General features: G+C 53.8%; 8 protein-coding genes. 5 read left to right on the top strand and 3 right to left on the bottom strand.

What is annotated here, in order from left to right:
* Positions 1 to 430 precede the first annotated feature (430 nt).
* The gene (gene garD / locus ACLQ7H_RS08275; RefSeq protein ID WP_411752254.1) at positions 431 to 2,002 is read left to right on the top strand and encodes a galactarate dehydratase; all 1,572 of its coding nucleotides are present in this window, start codon (positions 431 to 433) and stop codon (positions 2,000 to 2,002) included.
* A gap of 335 nt (positions 2,003 to 2,337) precedes the next feature.
* Here the strand turns inward: garD and ACLQ7H_RS08270 are convergent, their stop codons facing one another.
* Positions 2,338 to 3,492, bottom strand: a complete 1,155-nt coding sequence (locus ACLQ7H_RS08270; RefSeq protein WP_411752253.1) for a CdaR family transcriptional regulator — start codon at positions 3,490 to 3,492, stop codon at positions 2,338 to 2,340.
* Positions 3,493 to 4,059: 567 nt separating this feature from the next.
* Between ACLQ7H_RS08270 and ACLQ7H_RS08265 the strand changes: the two genes are divergently transcribed.
* A complete protein-coding gene (locus tag ACLQ7H_RS08265; RefSeq protein ID WP_411752252.1) occupies positions 4,060 to 4,602 on the top strand; it encodes a fimbrial protein in 543 nt (180 codons plus the stop codon).
* A 156-nt stretch (positions 4,603 to 4,758) separates the two neighbouring features.
* On the opposite strand, the gene degP is transcribed toward ACLQ7H_RS08265, so the two are convergent.
* Positions 4,759 to 6,165 carry a serine endoprotease DegP gene (gene degP, locus ACLQ7H_RS08260; RefSeq protein WP_411752255.1) on the bottom strand — a complete coding sequence of 469 codons (1,407 nt, stop codon included), beginning with the start codon at positions 6,163 to 6,165 and terminating at the stop codon, positions 4,759 to 4,761.
* 198 nt (positions 6,166 to 6,363) lie between these two features.
* The gene (dgt, locus tag ACLQ7H_RS08255; protein WP_411752251.1) at positions 6,364 to 7,881 is read right to left on the bottom strand and encodes a dGTPase; all 1,518 of its coding nucleotides are present in this window, start codon (positions 7,879 to 7,881) and stop codon (positions 6,364 to 6,366) included.
* Positions 7,882 to 8,020: 139 nt separating this feature from the next.
* Here dgt and mtnN point away from each other — a divergent pair, with 139 nt between their 5' ends.
* The 3 genes from mtnN to ACLQ7H_RS08240 all read left to right on the top strand — a co-directional run.
* Entirely contained in the window at positions 8,021 to 8,722 is a 702-nt protein-coding gene (gene mtnN / locus ACLQ7H_RS08250; RefSeq protein ID WP_411752250.1) for a 5'-methylthioadenosine/S-adenosylhomocysteine nucleosidase, read from the top strand.
* 1 nt (position 8,723) lies between these two features.
* Positions 8,724 to 9,530: a vitamin B12 ABC transporter substrate-binding protein BtuF gene (gene btuF, locus ACLQ7H_RS08245; protein ID WP_411752249.1), complete on the top strand. Its 807-nt coding sequence runs from the start codon at positions 8,724 to 8,726 to the stop codon at positions 9,528 to 9,530.
* Positions 9,527 to 9,707: TRIC cation channel family protein (locus tag ACLQ7H_RS08240; protein WP_411752248.1), on the top strand; the 181-nt coding region annotated here is incomplete at its 3' end. The genes btuF and ACLQ7H_RS08240, both read left to right, overlap by 4 nt.

Raw genomic sequence — 9,707 nt, 5'->3', positions numbered from 1 at the left:
TTACTATATTCATCCTGAAAAACCGCTAAAAATATCTCAGAACGAAAGGTTTAAATTAAATTGCAGCCTTTTTTGAGCAGTTCGATTAATACGGCATCGGCAATTTTTAAACGCATTAACGCTTGGTGGAGAAAAGTATAGGGAACCGACTGCCGGGACTCATCGGGCAAATAACCCAATAACAGGGTCAATATGGCGGCTTATTTATGGCGTATGCCCAATCGTGCGCGGGCTGGTTCACGGATCCCAGGGTTGCGTGAGCTATCTCACAGCGGATTAGCACAATGCCAAAGATTGACGTCTGGAAAAACGCCTAATCCAGGTCATTTGCACAATGCCCAGCACGATAGCGAATGTTATGCTTTTTGCTGAGCCAGAGTTTCGATTATTACCCACGGCGTACCTAAGTCAGAATGCGTGAGGTTTCACTATGTCCGAATATGCAGATGGCAGTAACAAAGAATTACCACGCTATATTCAGGTTCATCGGCAAGATAACGTTGTCATTGTGGTTAATGATCATGGACTGCCTAAAGGGGCAGCCTTCCCTTGCGGTTTGACATTATTGGAACATATTCCTCAAGGGCACAAAGTTGCGCTGCAAGATATTCCTCAGGGCGGTCATATTTTGCGCTATGGCGAAGTGATTGGTTTTGCCGTGCGGGATATTCACCGGGGTAGTTGGATTGATGAATCGCTGGTGCTACTTCCCCCTGCGCCAGAATTGGCCAGCCTACCGCTAGCCAACAATGTGCCCCCGGTCTTACCGCCCTTGGAAGGTTATACCTTTGCAGGTTACCGTAATGCCGACGGCAGCGTTGGCAGCAAGAACCTGTTGGCTATCACCACCAGCGTGCACTGCGTAGCTGGTGTGGTCGATTATGTGGTGAAAGTCATTGAGCGCGACCTGCTGGCCAAATACCCCAACGTCGACGGCGTGGTGGGTCTGAATCATCTCTATGGCTGCGGCGTCGCCATCAACGCTCCCGCAGCGGTGGTCCCTATCCGCACCTTACATAATCTGGCCCTCAACCCGAACTTTGGCGGCGAAGTGATGGTGGTGGGACTTGGCTGCGAGAAGTTGCAGCCGGAACGCCTGCTGCAGGGAACCCCAGATGTACACCCCATCTCCGTGGATGAAAGCCGGATTGTGCGCCTGCAAGATGAAAAATACGTTGGTTTTCAGGCCATGGTGGCCGAAATTCTGGCCGTTGCAGAACAGCACCTGCAACGCCTGAACCGCCGCCAGCGGGAAACCGTGCCAGCCTCAGAGCTGGTAGTGGGGATGCAATGTGGCGGTAGCGATGCATTTTCCGGGGTAACGGCCAACCCGGCGGTGGGTTTTGCTTGCGACCTGCTGGTACGCTGCGGGGCAACCGTGATGTTCTCCGAAGTCACCGAAGTGCGTGATGCCATCCACCTGTTAACCCCACGTGTCGCCGATCAACAAGTTGGCAAGCGCTTACTGGAGGAGATGGCCTGGTATGATGACTACCTCAATCAAGGACAAACCGATCGCAGCGCCAACCCTTCGCCCGGCAACAAGAAAGGTGGTTTGGCCAACGTGGTGGAAAAAGCATTAGGCTCGATTGCCAAATCAGGCAGTAGCGCGATTGTCGAAGTGCTCTCCCCCGGCCAACGCCCCAGCAAACGTGGGCTGATTTATGCCGCCACCCCTGCCAGCGACTTTGTTTGCGGCACGCAGCAATTAGCTTCTGGCATGACGGTGCAAGTGTTCACTACCGGCCGGGGAACCCCTTACGGCCTGACTGCCGTGCCGGTAATCAAGATGGCGACGCGCAGCGCGCTGGCTGAACGCTGGCACGATCTGATCGATATCAACGCTGGAACCATTGCCACCGGGGAAGCGACCATTGAGCAGGTGGGTTGGCAACTGTTTGAACTGATCCTGGATATCGCCAGCGGCCGCAAACAAACCTGGTCAGATCGATGGGGTTTGTTCAACACGTTGGCGGTATTTAACCCGGCACCGGTGACCTGAATAGATACCCCTCACCCTAACCCTCTCCCAAAGGGAGAGGGAACCGATCGAGTTCGTTGATTGCTTAGCGTAAGACCTCGCCTTTCTTGTTTTTACTCCCGACTTTCCGAAGCTGCACGGGGTAATTATGCGCTCCGTACAGCTCCCTCTCCCTGTGGTCCCGAAGGGAGAGGGAACCGATCGAGTTCGTTGATTGCTTAGCGTAAGACCTCGCCTTTCTTGTTTTTACTCCCGACTTTCCGAAACTGCACGGGCTGATTATGCGCTCCGTACAGCTCCCTCTCCCTGTGGGAGAGGGTTGGGGTGAGGGGACATAACGTGCCTCCCCAAAGGATTTAATCCTCATCCAGCTGTAACCCCACATACAGCAACAGACGCGCATCGAAATTGGCCAGGTTCAACCCGGTCAGTTCAGAAATGCGATTGAGACGATATTCCAGCGTATTACGGTGAATATAGAGTGCCTTGGCGGTCGCGGTGGGCTGCACATTATTCAGGAACCAGGCATTTAAGGTACGCAGCAACAAACCATTACCGTCCATGGCTTTCAAACGCTCCAGTGGCCGCGCCAGCTCATCCGCCTGCCAACCGCTACGCAAGCTGCCAAGCAACACCGGCAACATCAGATCCTGATAATAATAGGCCCACCGCTCAGGCATGCGCTGCTTGCCAACAGCCATGGTGGTACGAGCAGTGCGGTAGGAACGCACCAGACTGCCAGGGCCAATGAAATAGTTGCCGAGCGCAATACGCACTCGCAAACGGCTGCTTTCATTGATCCGTACCAGCAGATTCTCCACTCGCCGCCGGTGGGCCTCGGCATCCCAACGCCCGTGGTGATTCAGCGCCGGTTTGAGTACTACCATCTCGCTGAGAGAAACAATAGCGATCAGGTTGTCACGCTCTGGCAGCGTCAGCAATTCCTGTAGCTGCTGTAACTCGGCCATGGCGCTATCGACCCCCAACTGGCCGCTATCCACCTCCACCACCGCCGCGACGCGGGGCTGGTTGGGATCTATTCCCAGGCGGTGCGCCCATTCCATCAAGGCCGGTGACAGCTCCTCCGTACGGATCAGATTCAACACAAACTCTTCACGAAAGCGGCTGTCCTGCGCCAACATACTCAACAAACGCGCCTGCTCCAGCATCATTTCAGCGGTCATGCAGACCAGTTCACCGTACTGCCGCAGTTGCAGCGGATCGCCGGTCAGGCCGATGACCCCAACGATATTCCCGTCAACGTGCAACGGCAGATTAATACCGGGCCGAACGCCGTGCAAATGACGGGCAACGGCATCGTCGATAGCGACCACCCTGGCCTGAGATAGCACCAGCAATGCCCCTTCATGCAGTTCCCCCAGCCGCTCAGGGTCGCCACTGCCAATAATGCGGCCCCGGTTGTCCATCACGTTGATATTGCTATCAATAATTTTCATGGTGCGAGCGACAATTTCCCTGGCTAGCTTGGCATCAAGATGATACTCCGCCATTGCGTCTTATCCCCGTCGGATGATAAACCAACGTTCAGCATACCGACGCGCCTCTACGGGCACATTGTGCAGATGCCCAAATGCGTTTTAGCCGGGCACGAGTTTGTGCTCAAACTCACAGTTTTTAGCCCTATCGAGTAAAGCGAGGCGTCACCACTTCATCCTTATCACAGAACCGTACGTACGGACCCGTATACGGCTTAGGTTGGCTTCTATGTAGTCATCCTCTTTCTTCACCATAGAAGAAAGCGCATTATTCCTTTATCATTTAGGCAATAGTTTATTACCATGCCATCTACTTATAATTAACCATGGCATATCACTTTCATTAACAATCGCCATGACCACATTTAATTTATCTCAAAAAAATGCATAGCGGAAGCTTATATTAGGTCGCTCAGCACTTAAATCATCGATGCTATCAAATTATGATGTCAGAGTTATCCTTTTTTACCCATTAACTTCATTAGTTGATCTTAATCACACTTAATAAGGTGTTATTTGGTTTTTTTCCCATTACGATGACTTTGGTTTTCAACCAAAATAAAAACATCACAAGGAAGAGAAATGAATAAGTTTTTACCACTATTTTTAACCTCAGCTTGCCTCTCAATAAGTTCGTATGTGGCAGCGGCCGATGGAGAAGTTGACTTCGCCGGAAGCATTACGGATGTCGCCTGTACGGTGGAAAACGATATGACTAATCCGTTGACCGTGGTAATGGGAACCGCGCATGCCTCTAACCTCAAAGAAGGCTCCGGCAACACAGGGAGATTTTCCAACCCGGTTTATTTCTCTATTCGATTAACGGACTGTCCTGCCGCTGTAGATGGTAAAACTGCACTGGTAAAGTTTGATGGCACGCCCGCCACCAGTGATAATAAGGTTTTGGCATTGACGCAGGAAAGTAATGTTGCTACTGGTGTGGGGATCCAAATCACCAATGAAACAATGACGACTATTATTCCTATTTTTCAGGCCTCACCTGATTTTACTTTACATGCTGGCTTTAACGAATTACGTTTTGTTTCTCGCTATGTCGGTTTTTCAGATACCATTACTCCTGGTGTGGCAAACTCTACTACGAACTTTACTGTCGTTTATAACTAATAATCTCAGTGGTTTTTTATATTAAAAAAAAGTTAGGTTGTATCTTCCAACCTAACTTTACTAGCGTAAAAATAGCTACTGGCTTTTATTTTATTGAAGCGCTGGGCAAAAAAATAGGCACGCCGAAGCGTGCCTATGTGCGATATCGCTATGATATTACTGCATCAGCAGATACAGCGTCGAGTCGCCACGTTGGATGTTCAACGCCAACACCGCAGGCTTGCTGTCGAGCACCTTACGCAGTTCGCCCAAGTTATTGATCGGCTGTTGGTTCACACCCATGATCACGTCGCCTTTTTTCAGCCCGATGCGCGCAGCTGCACTGCCAGGTTTCACCTTCTCAATCTTCACGCCTTTCACTTTGTCGGTGCTGTTGCTCAGTTCTGCACCTTCAATACCGGTGTAAATATTGCTGGAATCAACCTGCTCCTGGCTGCTCTGCTCAAGCGTTACGTCAATGGTCACCGGCTTGCCGTCACGGATAATACCCAGCGCCATCTTGGTGCCCACCGGCAAGCTGCCGATCTCGGCACGGAACGACGCAAAGCTGGAGATGGCTTTACCGTTCATAGTGACAATCACGTCACCGGCCTTGATACCGGCCTTGGCAGCGGAGGATTTCGGCACCACCTGGCTGACGAATGCGCCACGCTGGGCGTCCACTTTCATCGCTTGCGCCAGCTCGGAGTTCAGCTCGGTACCCATGATGCCCAGCTCACCGCGTTTCACCTGGCCATATTCCACCATTTGCGAGGTCAGGTTTTTCACCATGTTGCTTGGAATAGCGAAGCCGATACCGATGTTACCGCCGTCCGGCGCCAGGATCGCGGTGTTAATGCCAACCAGCTCACCGTTCAGGTTAACCAACGCACCGCCGGAGTTACCCCGGTTGATCGCCGCATCGGTCTGGATAAAGTTTTCGTAGTTTTCAATGTTCAAACCGCTACGCCCCAAGGCAGAAACGATCCCGGAGGTCACGGTTTCACCCAGGCCATACGGGTTACCGATCGCCACGGTGTAATCACCCACGCGCAGCTGCTCGGAATCGGCCATTTTGATCGCTGACAGGTTTTTGGCGTCTTTCAGCTGGATCAACGCGATATCAGAACGCGGATCCTTGCCGATCACCTTGGCGTCAAAGCGACGGCCATCGCTCAATTGCACCGTGATCTTGCTGGCATTGTCTACCACGTGGTTGTTGGTGACCACATAGCCTTTGTCCGCGTTGATGATGACGCCTGAACCCAGGGCTTTAAAGGCTTCCTGGGTAGTTGGCCCACCCGGTGCGCCACCTTGGCACATTGGGGAACCCTGGAAGGGTGAACCATCCTGGCAGAACGGCGACATTTGCTGTACCGTTTTCGCATCCACCGCGGCACTTCCTTCCACGTTAATGCTTACCACTGAAGGCATCACTTTTTCCAACATCGGTGCCAGGCTTGGCAACGGTTGGGCGCTAGTGGAGGCAGAAGCCGTTTCTGCGGCGTTGGCGGTAGTTACCGGACCCATTGCCAAACCAATACTCAAAGCCAGGGCGCTTAAAACCAGTGCTGTTTTTTTCATCTTCATCTGTGTGTCTCTTAAAAGTCGTTCAAAAGGAATACCGGGTCTTGGTGCTTAGTAAGAGCCTGCTGATTAGCTGAAGTTCCCCTGGTGCGGCTGGCTAATAGTAAACAAATATTGTCGGTCTTTACAAAACTCGAAATAATGTTCCAGCTTGAGCGCTATCCCGCCAAAATAAGCGAGAATTATCTCATGATTTTATTCTGCGGCCATTAAACGACGATATTCATCATAGGCATAAAGGTCGGTCATGCCGCTGATATAATCCTGTAACAACCGCGCCCGGAAATAATATTCCCGGATCGCCTGCTGCTCAGCCGAAAGATGCTGCAAACCCTCCACCGCCTCGACATAGGCCAGGCGGTGTTTGGTCGAAAGCTTGTGAAACAGCCGCGTTTCAATCGGGAACGCCCGGTGGCTGTCTTCCCGTACCAACTGGCTGAAATCGGCCTGCGACATGGCCAGCAACGGGCTATAAATGTCCAGCAGGCCATTGATCACCCGGTAACCCTGGAGTTCCAACTGCTCCACTTCCGGGTGGTTGAACACGTGCTTGAACGCGACGTTCTTGAAAATAGCGAGCAGGCGGCAAGCCGGGCTGGCATCCTCCAGCAATGCCCCGTTAAAGTGGCCGTGATACACCGCATCCAGATTATCGATAAACCGCTGGGCCGCATGGGGAACCAACTTGGCGACGGTAAATACCCGCAGGTACATAAAGAACTGATCTTCCGAACTGCGGCGCGCCCCGCTGCGCTCAATTTTGCGAAACGCGCTGGCCACGGTCTTATCAAACAGATCCCCTGGAGCAATCTCGCCCCATTCCTGGGTTAAATGCTGATAGAGCTGCTCCACGGTAAAAATGTTCTTTTCTACCGCGTCTTCCAAATCGGCTACGCAATAAGAAATATCGTCGGCGGCTTCCATAATATAGGTGAGCGGGAAACGATCGAACTCCCCCATATGTAATTCGCGCCGCAAGCGATCGACAAAGGCTTCTTCGGCCAGATAAAACCCTGGCTTCTTCATCAGATAACTGTGGCTGGCGGGAATATCGCTCGCCCAATAGGCCGGGCGGGTATATTTCAGGATGCAGCCTACCTGGGCATAGGTCAGGTTCAACTTCAGCAGCGTGTAGACCAGGCGGATCGCCTGAGCATTACCTTCAAAATGGCTGAGATCGTGGCGGATACGACTGCGCAGACGGTTAAGATCGCTCTCCCCTTCGTGCAGGCGTAACACCTCTACCTGGCAGCGATCGTGGCTACCCGGCTCACTGCCACAGCTGGCCGGATCGAGCCGCTGGCGGAACCAGTCGTTGATGGCCGACTCGCCGAAATGGCCAAACGGCGGATTACCGATGTCGTGCATCAGGCAGGCCATTTCGACAATGCTCTCGAAAGGATCGAGCAGCTTGCTCAGGCCGAGCGCATCAATACGCTGGTCCTGCTTGAAGCGGTTGAGGATCTCCTTGGCAATATGCCGCCCCACCTGCTGCACTTCCATCGAGTGGGTCAGACGGCTGCGCACCGCCGCGTTGCGCTCCAGCGGAAACACCTGCGTTTTCTGCTGTAAACGGCGTATCGCCGCAGAATTGACGATGCGCCCGCGATCGCTCTCGAACTGGCGAATGATGTCGTACTCTTCTTCGGCTTCAATCGGCTTGCTAAAAGGCCGCTGAAAGCTGATCTTCTGCTTAAAGTCAATCCCGGACATCTGTTTCTCCTCCCGTTGCGCATTCCCTGCCGTGATAACAATTCCCGGCGGCGGATGCAACGCTATTGCGGATTATCTCTCTTTCAGAGCCATGATAGACTATGGCGCAATTTCCATACCCTATCAGCGAGTATTATTTATGAAAGTAGGCATCATCGGCGCAATGGAAGAAGAAGTCACCCTGCTGCGCGAGCAAATTGCGAACCGCCAGACCCTTCAGCGTGCGGGTTGTGAGATCTATACCGGCCAAATCAACGGCGTGGAAGTCGCCCTGCTCAAGTCGGGCATCGGTAAAGTGTCGGCGGCGCTGGGTACCACCCTGCTGCTGGAACAGTGCCAGCCCGATGTGGTGATCAATACCGGATCCGCCGGTGGCCTGGCCGCTACGCTGAAAGTGGGCGATATCGTCGTATCTGAAGAAGTGCGCTACCACGACGCCGACGTGACCGCCTTTGGCTATGAGCCAGGCCAGATGGCCGGTTGCCCAGCAGCGTTCGTTGCCGACCCTGCGTTGATCGCACTGGCAGAAAGCTGCATCAAACAGCTTAACCTGAACGCGGTACGCGGCCTGATTTGCAGCGGTGACGCCTTCATCAACGGTGCCGAGCCTCTGGCGCGCATCCGCAACACCTTCCCAACCGTGGCCGCCGTCGAGATGGAAGCCGCCGCCGTTGGCCACGTCTGCCATCAGTTTGGCACGCCATTCGTAGTGGTACGCGCTATTTCCGACGTTGCCGATAGTGGATCCCATATGAGCTTCGACGAGTTCCTGGCGGTAGCCGCCAAGCAGTCCTCGCTGATGGTCAATGCCATGCTGCAAGACCTGGCCAAGCGCGGTTAATGTGAAACTGCGTCTGTGCGCCCTGCTGAGCTGGCTGATCCTGGGAATGGTGCTGCCTGCCAGCGCCGCCCAACGGGTGATCAGCCTGGCACCGAGCACCACGGAGCTTGCCTACGCGGCCGGTATGGGGGATACCCTGCTGGCCGTCAGCGCTTACTCCGATTATCCCCCTGCCGCCAAACAGCTGGAACAGGTCGCCTCCTGGCAAGGGATCAACCTGGAGCGGATCCTGGCGTTAAAACCCGATCTGGTTCTCGCCTGGCGTGGCGGTAACCCCCAGCGGGTATTGGATCAGCTCGCCTCCTTCGGCATCCCGATTTTCTACGCGGATGCCAAGAATATTGACGAGATCGCCCAGTCGCTGGATGCGTTGGCGCAGTACAGCCCTCATCCAGAACAGGCACATCAGGCCGCAGCCAGCCTCCGCCAACAGGTAGAGGAACTGAAAACGCGCTATGCCAGCAATTCGCCAAGGCCAGTGCTGCTACAGTTTGGCACCCAACCGCTGTTCACCAGTTCGGCGGCCACGTTGCAAAGCCAGGTGCTGGCCTTGTGCGGCGCAGAGAATATCTTTGCCGATAGCCCCGTGCCTTGGCCGCAGGTGAGCCGTGAGCAAGTGTTGGTGCGTAAACCGCAGGCTATTGTGATCAGCGGTGGCACCCAGCAGATCGCCAATGTGAAAGCCTTTTGGGGCCCACAACTGGACGTGCCGGTCGTGGCGCTAGAGGAAGATTGGTTTAACCGTGCCGGGCCACGTATCATGCTGGCGGCACAATCATTATGCAGTCAATTGGCGGAGATCCATTGATGGTATTTTGGCTGGATATTCTTGGTACTGCGGTGTTTGCCATTTCCGGCGTGTTGCTGGCGGGTAAATTACGGATGGATCCCTTTGGCGTATTGGTACTGGGGGTAGTGACCGCGGTCGGCGGCGGGACGATCCGTGATATGGCGCTCGCCAACGGCCCGGTATTCTGGGTAAAGG

It is taken from the genome of Serratia sp. (in: enterobacteria) (assembly GCF_046715635.1).
GTDB lineage: Bacteria > Pseudomonadota > Gammaproteobacteria > Enterobacterales > Enterobacteriaceae > Chania.
Note: the sequence above shows the minus strand (reverse complement) of the source record. Positions and strands in the feature narration are given on the sequence as shown.

Excerpts from the sequence above, each read along its gene's own strand:
- mtnN (WP_411752250.1), top strand. The coding sequence starts at position 8,021 with ATGAAAGTAGGCATCATCGGCGCAATGGAAGAAGAAGTCACCCTGCTG.
- degP (WP_411752255.1), bottom strand. The coding sequence starts at position 6,165 with ATGAAAAAAACAGCACTGGTTTTAAGCGCCCTGGCTTTGAGTATTGGT.
- ACLQ7H_RS08265 (WP_411752252.1), top strand. The coding sequence starts at position 4,060 with ATGAATAAGTTTTTACCACTATTTTTAACCTCAGCTTGCCTCTCAATA.
- dgt (WP_411752251.1), bottom strand. The coding sequence starts at position 7,881 with ATGTCCGGGATTGACTTTAAGCAGAAGATCAGCTTTCAGCGGCCTTTT.
- ACLQ7H_RS08270 (WP_411752253.1), bottom strand. The coding sequence starts at position 3,492 with ATGGCGGAGTATCATCTTGATGCCAAGCTAGCCAGGGAAATTGTCGCT.
- garD (WP_411752254.1), top strand. The coding sequence starts at position 431 with ATGTCCGAATATGCAGATGGCAGTAACAAAGAATTACCACGCTATATT.